This is a genomic window from Variovorax sp. E3 (assembly GCF_016082275.1).
Lineage (GTDB): Bacteria > Pseudomonadota > Gammaproteobacteria > Burkholderiales > Burkholderiaceae_C > Variovorax.
Genome location: NZ_MOWM01000033.1, coordinates 16,415 through 31,828, shown reverse-complemented (window position 1 = coordinate 31,828; position 15,414 = coordinate 16,415). Strand labels below are relative to the sequence as shown.

At 68.8% G+C, this 15,414-nt stretch carries 12 protein-coding genes and 3 pseudogenes; 10 read left to right on the top strand and 5 right to left on the bottom strand.

Annotated features, from left to right (window positions below):
* Positions 1-226 precede the first annotated feature (226 nt).
* Positions 227-400, top strand: a complete 174-nt coding sequence (locus tag BMG07_RS42100; RefSeq protein WP_269758957.1) for a hypothetical protein — start codon at positions 227-229, stop codon at positions 398-400.
* The gene (locus BMG07_RS14365; protein WP_269758956.1) at positions 397-1,503 is read left to right on the top strand and encodes a hypothetical protein; all 1,107 of its coding nucleotides are present in this window, start codon (positions 397-399) and stop codon (positions 1,501-1,503) included. The genes BMG07_RS42100 and BMG07_RS14365 overlap by 4 nt, the downstream gene beginning before the upstream one ends.
* Before the next feature lie 3 nt (positions 1,504-1,506).
* Here BMG07_RS14365 and BMG07_RS42095 read toward each other — a convergent pair whose 3' ends face one another.
* Positions 1,507-1,695, bottom strand: a complete 189-nt coding sequence (locus tag BMG07_RS42095; protein ID WP_269758955.1) for a zinc ribbon domain-containing protein — start codon at positions 1,693-1,695, stop codon at positions 1,507-1,509.
* Between the two features lie 324 nt (positions 1,696-2,019).
* Between BMG07_RS42095 and gorA the strand changes: the two are divergent.
* A pseudogene (gene gorA / locus BMG07_RS14355) lies at positions 2,020-3,377 on the top strand (glutathione-disulfide reductase).
* A gap of 16 nt (positions 3,378-3,393) precedes the next feature.
* Here the strand turns inward: gorA and BMG07_RS14350 are convergent.
* From BMG07_RS14350 to BMG07_RS14340, 3 genes are all read right to left on the bottom strand, one after another.
* Complete coding sequence (locus BMG07_RS14350; RefSeq protein WP_198085138.1) at positions 3,394-5,307, bottom strand: DUF3857 domain-containing transglutaminase family protein; 1,914 nt, start codon at positions 5,305-5,307, stop codon at positions 3,394-3,396.
* Between the two features lie 107 nt (positions 5,308-5,414).
* On the bottom strand, positions 5,415-6,329 hold the full coding sequence (locus tag BMG07_RS14345; protein ID WP_198085137.1) for a ketopantoate reductase family protein: 915 nt from the start codon (positions 6,327-6,329) through the stop codon (positions 5,415-5,417).
* Positions 6,330-6,363: 34 nt separating this feature from the next.
* Positions 6,364-7,278 (bottom strand): LysR substrate-binding domain-containing protein, encoded by a 915-nt coding sequence (locus BMG07_RS14340; RefSeq protein ID WP_198085136.1) that lies wholly within the window; start codon positions 7,276-7,278, stop codon positions 6,364-6,366.
* Between the two features lie 183 nt (positions 7,279-7,461).
* On the opposite strand from BMG07_RS14340, the gene BMG07_RS14335 reads away from it, so the two are divergent.
* From BMG07_RS14335 to BMG07_RS14305, 7 genes and pseudogenes are all read left to right on the top strand, one after another.
* Positions 7,462-8,229, top strand: coding sequence for an ABC transporter permease (locus BMG07_RS14335; RefSeq protein WP_198085135.1), 768 nt, complete (start codon positions 7,462-7,464; stop codon positions 8,227-8,229).
* 5 nt (positions 8,230-8,234) lie between these two features.
* A pseudogene (locus BMG07_RS14330) lies at positions 8,235-9,262 on the top strand (ABC transporter ATP-binding protein).
* A 31-nt stretch (positions 9,263-9,293) separates the two neighbouring features.
* Positions 9,294-10,373 (top strand): extracellular solute-binding protein, encoded by a 1,080-nt coding sequence (locus BMG07_RS14325; RefSeq protein ID WP_198085134.1) that lies wholly within the window; start codon positions 9,294-9,296, stop codon positions 10,371-10,373.
* 22 nt (positions 10,374-10,395) lie between these two features.
* On the top strand, positions 10,396-11,217 hold the full coding sequence (locus BMG07_RS14320; protein WP_198085133.1) for an ABC transporter permease: 822 nt from the start codon (positions 10,396-10,398) through the stop codon (positions 11,215-11,217).
* Positions 11,168-11,716: a TIGR00725 family protein gene (locus BMG07_RS14315; RefSeq protein ID WP_198085132.1), complete on the top strand. Its 549-nt coding sequence runs from the start codon at positions 11,168-11,170 to the stop codon at positions 11,714-11,716. The genes BMG07_RS14320 and BMG07_RS14315 overlap by 50 nt, the downstream gene beginning before the upstream one ends.
* 322 nt (positions 11,717-12,038) lie before the next feature.
* Positions 12,039-13,556 carry an AMP nucleosidase gene (locus tag BMG07_RS14310; RefSeq protein ID WP_198085131.1) on the top strand — a complete coding sequence of 506 codons (1,518 nt, stop codon included), beginning with the start codon at positions 12,039-12,041 and terminating at the stop codon, positions 13,554-13,556.
* A gap of 106 nt (positions 13,557-13,662) precedes the next feature.
* Positions 13,663-14,673: a tripartite tricarboxylate transporter substrate binding protein gene (locus tag BMG07_RS14305; RefSeq protein ID WP_198085130.1), complete on the top strand. Its 1,011-nt coding sequence runs from the start codon at positions 13,663-13,665 to the stop codon at positions 14,671-14,673.
* Here the strand turns inward: BMG07_RS14305 and BMG07_RS14300 are convergent.
* Positions 14,674-15,365 (bottom strand): annotated as a pseudogene (locus BMG07_RS14300) (ArsR/SmtB family transcription factor).
* Between the last annotated feature and the right edge of the window lie 49 nt (positions 15,366-15,414).

The window sequence follows — 15,414 nt, the reverse complement described above, 5'->3', positions numbered from 1 at the left end:
CTTTGTTCTTCATACCTGTTCCCTCGTTAACAGCTGGTTGCCGATTGCACGCGCGCTTCACCAAGCTGGGGTGCGGCGCTGACAGCGACAGCGGATTCTCGCGCGTTACAACGCCATCGCTTCGTCCATCCGGGGATCAGAGGAATCACATGAACCGCACACGCCTTCCGGCCTTTCACGTCCGCTGCGCCGCTGGCTGCTCGGCCTGGCGCTGCTGGGCGCGGGCTTGGCGGCCAGCGCCCAGCAAGGGCCGCCGCCCGCCATCGCGCGCCTGAACCTGCAGCAGGGCACGGTGAACGTCTCGCCCGCCGGCCAGGACGGCTGGTACGCCGCCCGGCCCGACCGCGCGCTTGCCGTCGGCGACCGGCTCTGGACCGGCGACAACGCGCGCGCGAAGTGAACATCGGCCCGGCCCTGCTGCGGCTCGACGGCGACGCGCGGGTGGATTTCACCGGGGTCGACGAAGACTTCGTGCACCTCACCGTGAACCGGGGCGACCTGCAGCTGCGCGTGCGCGGCGGGCTCGCGGGCCAGCGCCTGAAGATCCATACCGGCAACCTGTACCTGGTGATCGGGGCACCGGGCGACTACCGCATCGCCGCCGAGCCGAGCACCACCTGGGTGGCGGTGGCCGCGGGCAACCTCACGCTCTATGGCGACAGCGGCCGCATCTCGCAACTGCTGACCGAACGCCAGCAGACCACGGTCTCGGGGCGCAACCTCACGACGGTGCGAACCACGCGCTCGCAGGACAGCAGCTTCGACGCCTGGGTGGCCGAGCGCAACCGGCTCGACGACCGGGCGGGGTCCGCGCGCTTCGGCCGGCCGACGCCGCTGGTGCCGGCCCTCGTCTCGCGGCAGCCGCAGGTCCAGTACTCGCCGGAGCTGCAGGCGCAGCAGGAGCAGCTGCTGGAGCAGCAGCGCGCGACCCAGGCCGTGCGCCAGCAGATCGAGTGGCAGCAACAGCAGCAGTGGCGCCAACAGGAGGAGCAGCGCCAGCAAGACGAATGGCGGCAGCAGGAAGACTGGCGCCAGCAGCGCGAGTGGCAGCAGCAACAGCAGCAGCGGCGCGACTGGCGCCAGCGCGCCGAGCAGGACCGCTGGCAGCAACAGCAGCAACAACAGCAGATGCAGCTGCAACTCCAGCAGCAGCAACAGCAGGCCCTGCGCCAGCAGCAGGAGATGCAGCTGCGCGCTGCGCAAGCGCAGGCGCTGCAGCAACAGCAACTGCTCCAACAGCAGCAGCGCGCGGCCCAGCAGGCGGCGCAGGTCCAGCAACAACAGCTGCAGCTTCGCCAGCAGCAGGAACTGCAGTTGCGCGCCCTGCAGATGCAGCAGCAGGTGCAGCTCCAGCAGGCGGCGCAGCAGAACGCGGTGCGTCAGGCGCAGGAAGCGCAACTGCGCGCGATGCAGCAACAGCAGCAGCAAGGCGCTTCGCCGGCGCAGCAGCAAGAAGACCTGAGGCGCCTCTGGACCTCGCCGAGCTCGTCGACCCCGCCCTGAGGCTCAGCCGCGCGGCGCGGCCTCGCCCGACTGCCCGCACTGGGCACAGAACCGCGCGCCGGCCTGCATCGCGGTGCCGCACTGGCGGCAGGCGGGCGGCGCCATCGCGCCGCCGCATTGCTGGCAGAAGCGCGCGCCCGGTGCGTTGACGGTGCGGCATGCGGGGCAGGCATTGCCTCCCCCTGGCGGCATGCCGCTGCCGTTCCCGTGGCCGCCTCGCGAGCCGTGATGGCCGCCGCCATTGCCGCCGCCGTGCCGCGACCCGCCGTGGCCCCGAAAAGTCTTTCCAGCATGCCCATGTGTCTCTCCCTGACAACCGGCCCTCGGCAGCGTCGCCGGTGGCGATGAACTTCCGCGTGGCCTGATGCGGACAGTGGAATCCCTGAAGCAGCTTCAGGGTCAAGCGTTGCCGCCAAGGCCCTTCGGCGGCGCTGTGTACCGGCCGCGGTTTTTCTAAGCCCCGCCGAAAGCGCCGCCTTCGGCCCGCCGCTACAGTCGGCGGCCAAGGAGCCTTTCATGCGCACATTCGATTTCGATCTCTTTGTCATCGGCGGCGGCAGCGGGGGCGTGCGCGCCGCGCGCATGGCGGCGCAAACCGGTGCTCGCGTCGGCCTGGCCGAGGCCGCCGAACTGGGCGGCACCTGCGTCAACGTGGGCTGCATCCCGAAGAAGCTCTACAGCTACGCCGCCGCTACGCCGAAGCCTTCGAGGAGGCCGCGGGCTACGGCTGGAAATTGCCGGAAGCACCGCGGTTCGACTGGGCCCACCTCAAGTCGCAGCGCGCCAAGGAAATCAGCCGGCTCAACGGCATCTACGGCTCGCTGCTGAAGAACTCGGGCGTGACGCTCGTCACCGGCTGGGCCCAGCTGGTCGACGCCCACACGGTCGAGATCGACGGCAAGCGCCACACCGCGCGTCACCTGCTGGTGGCCACCGGCGGCACGCCCTTCGTGCCCGACATTCCGGGCCGCGAGCACATCGTGAGTTCCGACGCGATGTTCGACCTCGACCCGTTCCCCAAGCGCCTGCTGGTGGTGGGCGGCGGCTACATCGCCTGCGAGTTCGCGTCGATCTTCAACGGCCTCGGCGCCAAGGTGACGCAGCTGCACCGCCGCGCGCACCTGCTCACCGGCTTCGACGACGACGTGCGCCAGTTCCTCGCGAAGGAGATGGACAAGGCCGGCGTCGACCTGCGGCTCAACTGCGAGGCCGCCTCGGTCACGCGCGGCCCGCACGGCCTGACGGTCACGCTGGCGCGCGGCCAGCAGATCGAGGTCGACACGGTGCTGTTCGCCACCGGCCGCGTGCCCAACACGCAAGGGCTCGGCCTCGAAGCGGCGGGCGTGAAGCTCGACGAACGCGGCGCGATCGCGGTCGATGCGCACTACCGCAGCTCGGCGCCGTCGATCTACGCGGTGGGCGACGTCTCCACGCGCGTGCCGCTCACGCCGGTGGCGCTGGCCGAGGCGATGGTGGTGGTCGACGAGCTGTTCGGCAAGGGCAAGCGCCGGCTCGACTACGAATTCATTCCCACGGCCGTGTTCACGCACCCGAACATCGGCACCTGCGGCTACTCGGAGCTCGACGCACGCGCCAAGTTCGGCGAAGTGACGGTGTTCTCCAGCGAGTTCAAGTCGCTGCGCCACACGCTGTCGGGCAGCACCGAGCGCACCTTCATGAAGCTGGTGGTCGACAGGGCCTCCGACCGCGTGGTGGGCCTGCACATGGTGGGCGCGGATGCGGGCGAGGTGGTGCAGGGCTTCGCCGTGGCGATGCGCGCGGGCGCGACGAAGGCGATGTTCGACAGCACGGTGGGCATTCACCCGACCGCCGCTGAAGAGTTCGTGACGATGCGCGAGCCGATGCCGGGTTGAGCCCGGCAGTGAAAGCTCAGCGCGATTTGCGCTTGTAGAAGACCTGCGATTTCAGGTTCTGCGCAATCGGCACGACTTCGGCCAGCCAGCCATTCATGAAATCCGCGGTGCAGACGCCTTCGGGCGTCTTGTCGAACAGCTCGCGCGCCACACGCACGCCGGTCTTGGTGCGCTTGTAGCTGCTCGCAAAATCGAGGTACCGGCCACGCTTCGTCAACGACTCCGGCAATTGGTCAAAGCTCACGCCCGGCGCCAGTTCGATGTCATAGATCTCCTCGGTCTTGAACCCCGTGCAGTAGTGACGGCGCGTGACGGCGGCCTGTTCTCCCTTGAATGCAAAACGAGCAACCGACAGCGGCAGGTCGACGACGGGGGCCAACCGAAAGGCCCCGGAAGTGCCTGCCTGAAGATAGTTGTCTATCTCGAAGGTGAACCCGAACGAATACGCGTCGGTCAGGACCTTCGCCTCGGACAGATCGCCGCGATCAAGCTCTCCCTTGCCCTTGAAGCCGGAACCCGACAGCGTGCGCCGCACGAAGTCGCGTACCGCGGTCGCCTGAAGGTCACCCATGAAGGCGCGCCATTGCGCGGCGTGTGCGCCCTTGAGGCTGACCCGCATATCGCCGGTCGCACTGCCGTCGGCGTTGACGCGCAGCCTGGTTCGCACTTGCTGCAGCTTCCCGTCGGCAGGCAAGGGCGGAATTCTTGCGAGTGCCGTGGCCGCGCCCACATGAAGGACGGGCTTGTCATACGAGCCAGTCGGCAGGTAACCGAAGGGAACGTCCTTGGCCGTGGCGTCCAGGTAGATCTTCCAGTCAGGCAGATAGTTGATGACATGGTTCACCATCGACACGACGGGCGTGGCCGGCAGATCGAGTTGGCCGCCTGCATTGATCAGCACCTGTTCGCCCCGGATACCCGCCGCGCGCCACAGCGCCTGCAGCAGCGTCGCGTGATCCTTGCAGTCGCCCATCTTGTTGTCGAGCACCGTGTCGGTGTCTCGCGGCACGACCGCGCCCACGCCGATGCAGTTGCCGCCGTAGGTGATGTTGCGGGACACCCATTCGTAGAGCAGCCGGGCACGCACGAGAGGCTCCGACTGATCGCCCACGATGGATTTCGCCAAGGCAGTCACCCGGTCCGTGGGCTCGGCCTTGGGCAATGCACGGTCGCCATAGGCCTTGGCAATCGACTCGTAGCTCGAGAAGGTGCTCACCATCAGCACCGGGAGTTCCTCGAGACGCCAGATCCCCTCGTCGGCCTCCTCGTACGTCCGCGGGGACGGGTTGCGATAGCTCCATGTGCGCACCTGCAGACCGCCGTCCTCGCTGGCGGCCTCCTCCTTCAGGTTGTGGCTTTCGAACTTCAGGTCGAGTGACTTGGCGAAACGGACCGTGACCCGGGCGTCCTCATAGACGTTGTACGGAGAGAACGACTGAACGACCGAGAAGGCGCCCGGAAAGATGGGCTCCTTGTCCGCGACCCGGTATTTCACGCCGACCGTGTCGCCCACGGCCAGGTCCGGAAACACCACCGACAGGCGCGTGTAGTCGGAGAAGAGTGGCTTCGCCCCGTCGCGTCCGTTGTTGACTTCGGTCTGGTAGTTGGTCGGAGGCGCCACGATGCGCCGCCCATCGGCTTTCAACGTATAGGCCTCCAGAATCTCGCCCTTCTGGATGCTCGTGCTGTACGAGAAGCTCGAGGACTTCAAGGCCTCCAGTGCGCTCGCATGAACGATCTGGGCCGCCGTTGTGTAGGTGGCCGTGGACCGACCATCGGGCGCCACCTCGTAGTCCACATGCCACTGCTTCGAAATGACGTGGGCCTGCTGAGGCTCGGCAGCCTGCACTGCCCCCGCGCCTGCCAGAGCGGCAAGAAGACCCAACACTCCCCACGGCCGCTTGATGGCCTGTTGCATCCGTTCGAACATGAACTCCTCCAGCGCTTCTCTTGTAGAAACGGGGCGAGATGCCCCGTTCATGGCGCCTGCAAGGCGCGTTTCAAAATGATACGAGAAGTCGCGCTCCCAGCCAAAGGCTAACTGCGGGTTCCTTGTTGCTGCTTGCCTTCCAGCAGCTTCACCAGCACGAACAGCACCCGGTTGGCCGGCGTGGGCACGCCCAGCGCCTCGCCGCGCCGCACCACCAGCCCGTTGAGGTGGTCGATCTCGCTGAGCTTGCCGCGCGCCAGGTCCTGCGCGGTCGACGAGTATTGCGCCGGCATGGTCTGCGCAATGGCGCGCAAGGCGGCCTCGGTGTCGCCGACCACCTCGACGCCCTCGGCCTTCGCCACGGCCAGGCATTCGGCCACCACGTCGCGGATCACGTCGGTCACGCCCGTGCCCTGCACCAGCACGCCATACGGCAGCTGCGTGATGGCCGACAGCGCGTTGTAGGCGCAGTTCAAGATGAGCTTGGCCCACAGCGATCCGCGCACGTTGTCCGAGATCTGCGTGGGCACGCCCGCGGCCGCCAGGTGCCGCGCCACTTCTTCGCTGCGGCGCGACGGCGCGATCACCAGCTCGCCGCGTCCGTTGTGCTTCACATGGCCGGGGCCGCTCATGCCGGTCGCCACGTAGACGACGGCCGCGGCCACCTCGTTCGACGGCGGCAGCACGGCGCGCACACGCGTGTCGTTGTCCACGCCGTTCTGCAGCGTGAGCACCAGCGCGTCGGGCGACAGGTGCGGCCTGATCTGCGCGGCGGCCGCTTCGCTGTCGGTCGACTTCACGCAGAACAGCACGAGGTCGGCGCCCCGCACCGCATCGGGCTCGGTGCTCGCGGCCATGCGCACGTGCTCGTCGAAGGCCCGCGTCTCCAGCCGCAGCCCGTTCGCGTTGACGGCCTCCACATGCGAAGGCCGGCCGATCAGCACCACCTCGTGGCCCGCGCGCGCGAGCATCGCCCCGTAATAACAGCCGACCGCGCCGGCGCCCATGACTGCGACTTTCATTGGTTCCAACTCCTTGCGTGTTTGCTTTCGGAAATCATGCCTCGGTCTCCACGCCGCGCGAGGCCACGCCCTCGTCGAGCAGCCATTCGCGAAACGCCACGAAGGCCGGCAGGTCGAGACGGTCGGGTCGGTAGCACAGGTAGTGGCCCTGGTTCACGCTCACGGGCGCGCCGCACGGGCTGACGAGCGCGCCTTCGGCCAGCTCTTCCTGCACCAGCAGCTTGGGCACGAGGCCGATGCCCAGCCCGTTGAGCGCCGCCTGGATCAACGCCGAATACTGCGCGAAGCGCGGCCCCGCCACGGTCTGCACTTCGGGCACGCCATGCTGCGCGGCCCACTGGCGCCATGCGGTGGGCGCGCCTTCGTGATGCAGCAGCGTGTGGCCCAGGATGTCGGTCGGCTGCGCGATGCGGTGCCGCCCCTCGACCAGCGCACGCGCCACGATCAGCACGAACTCGCGCCCCGCGATGTACTCCGACACCACGCCGGGCCAGCCGTCGGGGCCGTAGCGAATGGCGGCGTCCACGCCCGCCGGAATGCCGTCGCTGGGCTCCAGGTGGCGGCTGAAGCTCAGCATCACGTGGCGGCTCTTCTGGCTGAAGGCCGGCAGGCGCGGAATGAGCCACTTGGTCAGGAAGGTGGGCACGCTGGCCAGCGTGAGCAGGCCCGCGCCCGCGTCGCCCGAGCGCGCCTCGAAGGTCGCGGTCTCGATGGCGCGCAGCCCGCCCGAAATCTTCTGCCAGTACACGCGCCCCTGCGGCGTGAGTTGCACGCCGCGCCCGTTCTTCTGCAGCAGCTCGCGGCCCAGGAAGGCCTCGAGCCCCGCGATCTGCTTGCTCACCGCGCTCACGGTGATGCACAGCGCACCGGCCGCGAGCGTGATGCTCTGGTGGCGCGCCACGGCGTCGAAGGCCAGCAGCTCCTGGATGGTGGGACAGTCGCGCTTCATGCATGGCCCCGCTGTGTGAAAGCTGCGTGAAAAACGTTTTCCAATTGCTCAAGTATCGTCATCCAACTTTCACCCATAGGTACGCACGCGATTCCTAGAATTCGGGCATCGCCGCGGAACGCCCGGCGCAGACAGTAGCGCATCCGGAAAGTATGCCGGGTGTTCCTGACACTGGAGACAACCTTGGTTCGCGGCATCTCGCTCATCTACGGCCTGTACCTGCTGCTGCCCATCGCGCTGCTGATGATCGGCAGCCTGGGCGGCAACTGGACCAACACGCTGCTGCCCACGGGCATCACGGGGCAGTGGTATGTCGACCTGTGGCTCGACACCTCGTTCCGCAAGGCCTTCGTGAGCAGCCTGGTGGTGGCCATGTCGGCCTGCGCCATCAACACCGTGCTGGCGCTGCCGCTGGCCTATGCGCTGTACCACGGCGCGCGGCGCGGCGGCAGCCTGGCGGCGCGCATCGTGAGCGCCACGCCGGTGGCGGTGCCGCCCATCACCATGGCCTTCGGCTACATGATCGTGTTCAACACCGACCTGGTGCCCTGGCTGGGCTCGATGCCGCTGCTGATCGCGGCGCACGCCATTCTTACGCTGCCCTACCTCACGAACACGCTGCTGGCCGACCTGCGCCATCTCGACCTGGGCCGGCTCGAGCAGGCGGCGGCCACGCTCGGCGCCTCGGGCTGGCAGCAGTTCACCGGCATCGTGCTGCCGAGCCTGCGCCAGAGCCTGATCAGCGGGCTGGTGATGGTGGCCGCCATTTCGGTGGGCGAGTTCGGCGTGTCGAACCTGCTCACGAGCTTCCAGAACCGCACGTACCCGGTGGTGCTGCTGCAGGCCTTCTACGGCGCCACGGGTTTCGCCTGCGCGGCCACGGTGATCCTTCTCGTGCTGGCGAGCGCGTCGGCGCTTCTTTCTTCCTCCCTGGTGAAGCAACGCGCCTAAGCCCCATGAGCCTCCTCCTCGACAACGTCAGCTACAACTACCCCGGCAGCACGCACGGCCTGCACGACGTGTCGCTCGACGTGCGCACGGGCGAACTGGTCGCGGTGATCGGGCCCAGCGGCTCGGGCAAGTCGACGCTGCTGAAGCTGGTGTCGGGCCTGGAAACGGGCCACACCGGGCGCATCGCGCTCGACGGCGAAGACATGTCGCGCACGCCGGTCCATCAGCGCCACATCGGCATGGTGTTCCAGAGCTACGCGCTGTTCCCGCACCTGAGCGTGCTCGACAACGTGGCCTACGGGCTCAAGCTGCGCAAGGTGGCCACGGCCGAGCGGCGCCAGCGCGCGCAGGACCTGCTCGACATCGTGGGCCTCGGCGACTACGCACAGCGCGCGGTGGCGCAGCTTTCGGGCGGCCAGCAGCAGCGCGTGGCACTGGCGCGCGCACTGGCCATCGACCCGCGCGCGCTGCTGCTCGACGAGCCGCTGTCGGCGCTCGACGCGAGCGTGCGCGGCCATCTGCGCGACCAGATCCGGTCCATCCAGCAGCGCTTCAATGCCACCACGCTGCTGGTCACGCACGACCAGGAAGAAGCGCTGGTGATGGCCGACCGCGTGGCCATGCTCAAGGACGGCCGGCTGCTGCAGATCGCCACGCCGCGCGACATCTACGAGAACCCCGCGAGCCGCGCGGTGGCCGAGTTCGTCGGGCTCTCGACGATCCTGCCGGCCAAGGTGAGCGGCGCCGACCGGCTGGACCTGGGCTTTGCCGAACTGGCCGCGCCCACGGGCCGCCGCGCCTATGGCGCCGAAGTGCACGTGCTGGTGCGCCCCGAACACATCCGCCCCGACCCGCGCCCGACGCGGTGAACCGCCTTGCGGGCCGCACCGGCGCGCAGCGCTACCTGGGCGCGCTCACGCGCTACGACTTCGAGGTGCCGGGGGCGCCCAAGCCCTTCCTGGCCGAGTCGCCCGCGCCGGCCGTGGACGCCATTGCCATCGCGCCCGAGCACCTCCGCTTGCTCGATCACTGACCCTTCACTTTTTCCGCTTCAAGGAGCCACCATGCAACGCAGACATCTGATCCAGGCCGCCGGCGCACTGCCCCTGGCCGCCCTCGCGGCGCGCACCGCCTTCGCCTTCGACGGCCCCGAGCTCTACGCGGGCGAAAAGGCGCTGTACGCCGAGGCGCAGAAAGAAGGCCTGTGCGTGTCCTTCGACACCGGCCCCGAATGGGCCAACTGGAAGTCGCTGTTCGCGGCCTTCAAGAAGCGCTACCCCGAGATCGAGCTGACCTACAACGACATCGGCTCCGCCGCCACCGTGGTCGCGCTCGAAAAGACCAAGCGCCGCCCGCAGGCCGACACCGCCTACTACTTCGCGGCCTCCGGCGTCGACGCGGCGAAGAAGGACGTGGTCGCGCCCTTCAAGCCCGTCAACTTCGACAAGCTGCCGCCGGTGTTCCGCGAGGCCGAGGGCCGCTGGTTCACCATCCACACGCTCAACATCGCGTTCCTGGTCAACAAGAAGCTGGTGAAGAACGTGCCCACGAGCTGGGCCGACCTGCTCAAGCCCGAGTTCAAGAGCACGGTGGTGTATCTCGATCCGCGCTCCACCGGCATCGGCCAGGTGCTGACCTTTGCCGCGGCCTATGCCAACGGCGGCGGCGTCGACAACGTGCAGCCCGGCACCGACTACCTGGGCAAGCTGCACTCGGCCGGCAACGTGCTGCGCGTGGAAGGCACCACGCCGTATGCCAAGTTCCTCAAGGGCGAGATCCCGGTGTGGATCAGCTACGAGAACGACGGCCTCAAGGCCAAGCACGCCGACGGCATGGGCGACGCGGTGGAAGTGGTGATTCCCAAGGAAGCCAGCGTGGCCGCGCCCTACGCCATCAGCCTCGTGAAGAACGGCCCGAACCCGAACGCGGGCAAGCTGTGGCTGAACTTCATCATGAGCGAGGCCGGCCAGTCGCTGTTCGCGCAGGGCTTCGTGCGGCCGGCCGTGCCGGGCACGCCGCTGTCGGCCGACATCGCGGCCAAGATGCCGCCCGCGCCGCAGATCCGTCCGCTCGACGTGGTGAAGGCCTCGGAGCGCAAGGCCGAGGTCGACAAGCTCTGGGCGCAAGCGGCGCTGGGCAAGTGACGCCGAGGCCCGAAGGAACGTGATGCGACGCTTTGGCGCCTGGCCCGCATGGGCCTTCATGGCGCTGTTCTTCGCGGTGCCGCTGGCGGCGCTGCTGCCCGAGGCCTTCGGCGAGGGCGGCAGCGCCTTCGCGCGGCTGTTCGGCAACCCGCTGTTCTTCGGCGCGCTGCGCAACACGCTGGCGCTCGGGCTGGCGGCGGGTGCGGTGTCGGCGCTGGTGGGCACCTGCATCGCGATCGAGCTGGCGCGGCAACCGGCGGCGCGGCGCCAATGGATGATGACCTTGCTGGGCCTGCCGCTGGCCTTCTCGGGGCTGGTGATCGCCTACGGCTTCATCCTGGCCTTCGGCCGCGCGGGCTTCGTGACGCAACTGCTGGCGGGCCTGGGCGCGGACCCGGCCTCCATCGGCAGCTGGATCTACAGCGTGTCGGGCCTGGGCTTTGCCTATGCCTACTACCTGATCCCGCGCGTGGCGCTGTCGCTGTACCCGGTGTTCGCCAACCTCGACCTGCGCCCGGCGCAGGCGGCGCGCACGCTGGGCGCGTCCAAAGCGCGGGCGTTCTGGGACACGGTGGTGCCGGAGGTGTTGCCCTCGGTGCTGTCAAACGCCTGCATGGTGGCGGCGATTGCCATGGGCACCTATGGCACGGCGCTGGCGCTGGTGGGCACGCAGCTGAACATCCTGCCGCTGATGCTGCTGGCGCAGGTGGGCGACGGCGGTTCCGATTTCGCGGTGGCGGCGGCCTTGTCGCTGGTGCTGATGGTGGTGTGTGTGATCGTGATGGGAGTGGGCGATGTCTTTACGCGAAGGCGCGAGCGCGGTGCTGTCGGCGCCGGTCACTGAGGCGCTGACGCGCCTTGCGCAGAAGCAGTGGGGCCCGGCGCGCCATCGACAGCCGGTGGCGATGCTCGGTCCCGGCGACGGCGGCCCGGCCGAGTGCGAGGCCGCCTATGCGGTGGCGCATGCGCTGGCCGGCGCGGGCATGGCGGTGGTCTGCGGCGGGCGCGGCGGCGTGATGGCCGCGGCCTCGCGCGGCGCGGTGGAAGCCGGCGGCATTGCCGTCGGCATCCTGCCGGAGGACGACGACCGCAACGCCAACGAGTGGCTCAGCGTGGCGATCCCCACGGGCATGGGCGAGATGCGCAACGGCATCATCGCGCGCAGCGGGGTGTGCCTGATCGCGATCGGCGGCAACATGGGCACGCTGTCGGAGATGGCGATGGGGCTCAAATGGGGCAAGCCGGTGTTCGTGATGCACGGCGATGTCGAGCTGCCCGGGGCGGTGCAGGCCGTGGATGTGAACGACATGCTGGGCAAGGTGCTGGGTTGTCTGTTGGGTTGAGAGGCTGTTGTCGGGGGCCTTCTTGGCGGGTGCACAGGACACCGGGTACTCCCCTCCGCGAATGTCCCCCGGCCTGCGGCCTCCTCCTTTATTTCGCTACGGGGAGTACCCGATGCCCTATGCACTTGGGCACGCTGCTGGTTCGCGGCCGATCAACCAGTGCGCTGAAAACGCTCACGTCGATGGTGTGCTCTGCGCAGCGAAATAAAGGAGGAGGGGCGCAGCCCCGGGGGACATTCGCGGAGCAGAGCACACCGTCGGCGTGAGCGCACCACGAACAACGGCTCCAAAACAACCACGGCAGGCATAGCACAATGACGGCATGCCCTACATGCCCACTTTTGTCGCTCCCGCCCGCTTCACCGATGCCGCCGCCGCACTCGAACAAGTCAAGGCCATCTACGACGGCGGCCTCGCCCATCTGCGCGAATCGATGCTGCGCTTCGTGGCCGGCGAAGCACTGCCGGGCCGGGTGCGGGCCTGCTACCCCTTCGTGCGGGTGCACACCCACACCGTCTCGCGCCACACGCCGCCGGCCAACGCCGGCCTGAGCTACGGTTTCGTCGCCGGCCCCGGCCGCTACGAGACCACACTCACGCGGCCCGACCTGTTCTCGCGCTACTACCTCGACCAGTTCCGCCTGCTGCTGGAAAACCACCAGGTCGAGCTCGAGGTGGGCACCAGCACGCAGCCCATTCCCATCCACTTCTCGTTCGCCGAGAACGACCACATCGAAGGCACCATGAGCGCCGAGCGCCGCGCCCTCATGCGCGACGTGTTCGACCTGCCCGACCTGGGCGTGATGGACGACGGCATCGCCAACGGCACGTACGAAGCGCGCGACGGCGAGGCGCAGCCGCTGTCGCTGTTCACGGCCGCGCGGGTCGACTACTCGCTGCACCGCTTGCGCCACTACACGGGCACGGCGCCCGAGTGGTTCCAGAACTTCGTGCTGTTCACCAACTACCAGTTCTACATCGACGAGTTCGTGCGCCTGGGCCACGAGGCCATGGCCGACGAGAACAGCGAGTACGTGGCCTTCATCGAGCCCGGCAACGTGGTCACGCGCCGCCGCGGCCTGCCGGCGGGCCACAGCGAAACCTACGGCCACCTGCTCGACGGCAGCCAGGGCACGGCCCCGCCGCGCCTGCCGCAGATGCCGGCCTACCACCTGGTGCGCGAGGACTGCAGCGGCACCACCATGGTCAACATCGGCGTGGGCCCGGCCAACGCCAAGACCATCACCGACCACATCGCGGTGCTGCGCCCGCACGCCTGGATGATGCTGGGCCACTGCGCCGGCCTGCGCAACACGCAGCAGCTGGGCGACTACGTGCTGGCCCACGCCTACGTGCGCGAGGACCACGTGCTCGACGAAGAGTTGCCGCTGTGGGTGCCGATTCCGGCGCTGTCGGAGATCCAGCTCGCGCTGGAAAAGGCCGTGGCCGATGTCACGCGCTACGAAGGACCCGACCTCAAGAAGATCATGCGCACCGGCACCGTGGCCAGCACCGACAACCGCAACTGGGAGCTGCTGCCCGGCAACCAGCCGCAGCGCCGCTTCAGCCAGAGCCGCGCGGTGGCGCTGGACATGGAAAGCGCGACCATCGCGGCCAACGGCTTCCGCTTCCGGGTGCCCTACGGCACCCTGCTGTGCGTGAGCGACAAGCCGCTGCACGGCGAGATCAAGCTGCCCGGCATGGCCAACCACTTCTACCGCGAACGCGTCGAGCAGCACCTGCGCATCGGCATGCGGGCCATCGACATCCTGCGCGAGGAAGGCTCGACGCGCCTGCACAGCCGCAAGCTGCGCAGCTTCGCCGAAGTGGCCTTCCAGTAAGCAAGGGCGCCGGGCGTCCATCCGGGTTTGTCCCTGCCCGCGCACGGGCGGGATCGGCATGTTTCGCGGACATCATTCGGTTTCCCCACAGAAAACCGGAAACAAGATGCCCCAGTCGCCTTCCGTTAGTCTCTCGCGCCGCCATTTCTCGGCATGGATCGCGGCATCGGCCGCAGCTGCAGGCGGAGGGGGCGCCGCGTTGTGGCCCGGCATCGCCGGGGCCGCCGACGCGCCGGTGAGCAGCAAGCTGCGCATCGTCATTCCCGCGAACGAAGGCGGCGGCTGGGACCAGACCGGGCGCGCGCTGGGCGCCGCGCTGCTGGCCTCGGGCGCGGTGGGCAACGTGGTCTACGAGAACATCGGCGGCAAGGGCGGCACCATCGGCCTGGCCAAGTACGTCGAGAAATACGATGCCGACCCCGAGTCGCTGCTGGTCAGCGGCATGGTCATGGTCGGCGCCGTGGCACTGCAGAAGCCCAGCGTGACCATGGCCCATGTGTCGCCGGTGGCGCGCCTCACCAGCGACTACGAAGTGGTGGTGGTCAAGGCCGACTCCCCCATCAAGACCCCGAAAGACCTGATCGCGCAACTGCGCGCCGATGCGGCCAGCACCGTCATCGCGGGCGGCTCGGCCGGCGGCGTGGACCACATGTACGCCGGCATGCTGGCGCGCGTGGCGGGGGCCTCGTCCTCGCTGGTCTACCAGGCGCACCCGGGCGGCGCGCAGGTGGTCGAGGCGCTCGAAGGCGGCAAGGCCGCGGCCGGCATCTCGGGCTTCAGCGAATTCAGCGAGAGCATCGCCAGCGGCAGGCTGCGTGCCATCGGCGTGTCGTCGAAGCAGCCGTTCCAGGGCATTGTCTCGGTGCGCGAACAAGGCGTGGACGCCGACCTGGCCAACTGGCGCGGCGTGATGACCGGCAAGAAGGTGCCGCCCTACCGCAAGACCGTGCTGCTCGACGCGGTGCGCCGCGCGACCACGCACGACCTGTGGGTGAAGACCATCAAGCGCAACAACTGGGACCCGTACTGGATGGCGGGCAAAGACTTCGAGAGCTTCCTCGAGCTCGACACGGCCATGGCCGGGCCGCTGATCTACCTGCTCAAGCTGAAGGCCTGATCAGGCGAACAGCTCCGGCATTTCGCGCTGCGCCTTCGGCGTGAGCGTGAGCGCGCGGCCGTCCAGCTCCTGGCGCACCCAGCCCCGCCGCAGCGACAACTGGAGCCACGCGGCGCCCAGCGCGCCGCCCAGGTGCGGCCGGCGCTCGCTCCAGTCGAGGCAGGCGCAGGCGAAGCGCCGGCGCGAGCGGCGCACCGCGTCGACCTCCACACCCAGGCTCTCCAGCGCGATCGCGCCTCGGGCGTGAGCTCGTAAGAACCGCTGTGCAAGCCGCTGAGCCAGCCCTGCGCATGCAAGCGGTCGTGCAGCGCGACGCCGGCCGTGCCCGCCATGTGGTCGTAGCAGGTGCGCGCGCTGCGCAGGCGGCTCGGCGTGTTGGGCTTGAACTCGGTGGCGCGCGGCGTGCCCGCCACCACCATCAGGCTTTCGAGCGCGGCCGCCACGTCGTCGCTGGCCAGGCGGAAGTAGCGGTGCTTGCCCTGCACCAGCAGCTCGACCAGCCGCTCTTCCTTCAGGCGCGCGAGGTGCGCGCTCGCGGTCGAGGCCGCGACCTCGGCCACGGTGGCCAGTTCGGTGGCGGTGCGGGCGTGGCCGTCCATCAGGCAGCCCAGCATGCGGGCGCGCGCGGGCTCGGCAATGGCGCCGGCCAGGCGGGCCAGCTGGAAATCGGCGGTGGCGGAAAGGGTGTCCATGCGCCCATCGTAAGACGCCGCCGCATCCGACACTTCGCTCACGGGCGAA

Coding starts and splice junctions, on each gene's coding strand:
- BMG07_RS14305 (WP_198085130.1), top strand. CDS start 13,663: ATGCCCCAGTCGCCTTCCGTTAGTCTCTCGCGCCGCCATTTCTCGGCA.
- BMG07_RS14310 (WP_198085131.1), top strand. CDS start 12,039: ATGCCCTACATGCCCACTTTTGTCGCTCCCGCCCGCTTCACCGATGCC.
- BMG07_RS14350 (WP_198085138.1), bottom strand. CDS start 5,307: ATGTTCGAACGGATGCAACAGGCCATCAAGCGGCCGTGGGGAGTGTTG.
- BMG07_RS14315 (WP_198085132.1), top strand. CDS start 11,168: ATGTCTTTACGCGAAGGCGCGAGCGCGGTGCTGTCGGCGCCGGTCACT.
- BMG07_RS14345 (WP_198085137.1), bottom strand. CDS start 6,329: ATGAAAGTCGCAGTCATGGGCGCCGGCGCGGTCGGCTGTTATTACGGG.
- BMG07_RS14325 (WP_198085134.1), top strand. CDS start 9,294: ATGCAACGCAGACATCTGATCCAGGCCGCCGGCGCACTGCCCCTGGCC.
- BMG07_RS14320 (WP_198085133.1), top strand. CDS start 10,396: ATGCGACGCTTTGGCGCCTGGCCCGCATGGGCCTTCATGGCGCTGTTC.
- BMG07_RS14340 (WP_198085136.1), bottom strand. CDS start 7,278: ATGAAGCGCGACTGTCCCACCATCCAGGAGCTGCTGGCCTTCGACGCC.
- BMG07_RS42095 (WP_269758955.1), bottom strand. CDS start 1,695: ATGCCGCCAGGGGGAGGCAATGCCTGCCCCGCATGCCGCACCGTCAAC.